Below are 1,226 nucleotides of genomic sequence, written 5' to 3'. Positions count from 1 at the left end.
CAGGATGGTGATGCCCTTTCGGCCAGTTTTAATGGTCCGTATGGAGTATCCGTAGACGCCGGAGGCAATGTATATGTAGCGGATTGGGGTAATTACAAGATCAGAAAAATTAGTGTAGGAGGTCAGGTGAGCACCTTCGCTGGGTCAGGGGGCGAGGGTGTTCAAGATGGTGATGCCGTTTCGGCCAGTTTTAATAGGCCGTTTGGAGTAGCGGTGGACGCCGGAGACAATGTGTATGTATCTGATGTTTATAATTATAAAATTAGGAAGGTTCATGCAGCGGAAACGTTTTTGTCGGGTGTTCCTGCTCATGATGACGCAGGGAGTCATTCCATAGTATTAGAAGTTTCAGATGGTCAGGTACATGAAACACAGTCCTTTACGCTTGAGGTGCTTCCTCCAATTTTTAATATGAGTGAAGCTTCCATTACCGGCTGCGAAGGCTTTTATAAAGATCCCGGTGGAGGAGAGAAATATGATTTTAATCTGGATATTACTCAAACGCTTTATCCGGGGGAGGCAGGAAAGAACCTTCAGCTTAGTTTTACTTCTTTTGAGGTTGATAATGATTTACTTTCTGTTTATGATGGGGAGGACATAAATGCGCCCCTGCTTGCTGTTTATTCTGGCACCCGTTTGCCTTTTAAAGTACAAGCAAGTAACCCTTCAGGAGCTCTAACGTTACGTTTTGTTTCCAATAATTCCAGTGTCAATCCACCCCCTATAGGTTGGGAAGCTTCCTTTTCCTGCCACTTTTTGCCACCAGTAAATTTTTCTGCCACCTTAAATGAGTCCACTAATGAAGCCCTGTTGACCTGGGAAGAAGGTTCTGACAGGAACCTTACCTTGGAGTGGGCAAGAAAGGCGGACTTTAGTGATGCACAGCAGATTTCCCTACAACCAGGAACTAGGGAATATACTCATAAGAACCTTCCTATGGAGGTTGCTCTTTACTACCGGATAAAGACCGAAGGAAGTTTTTTTTCTAAGGTGGAAACTTTAGTTATTCCCGGTCCGGATGGCTTATTGGGAGGTGTCTTTGTCGAAAACTACACTGCTCTTGCGGTCCTTTACCAACTTACCGCTGGTGATAGCTGGAAGAATAATGAGGGATGGTTGGAAGGAGATGTGGAAAATTGGTATGGCGTAGAGGTGGAGGGTAATCGGGTAATAAATTTGAATTTGGGATCTAATGGATTAAGTGGAAGTATTCCAGTTGAATTGGG

The 1,226-nt window shown here is 44.5% G+C and carries 1 protein-coding gene; it reads left to right on the top strand.

Annotation, left to right across the window (positions count from 1 at the left end):
- Positions 1-1,226: CUB domain-containing protein (locus tag E1171_RS01105; RefSeq protein ID WP_343031271.1), on the top strand; the 1,226-nt coding region annotated here is incomplete at both ends.

The sequence above is a fragment of the Xanthovirga aplysinae genome, assembly GCF_009711365.1.
GTDB lineage: Bacteria > Bacteroidota > Bacteroidia > Cytophagales > Cyclobacteriaceae > Xanthovirga > Xanthovirga aplysinae.
The sequence above is the reverse complement of the archived record's forward strand: the minus strand, read 5'-3'. Positions and strand labels throughout refer to the sequence as shown.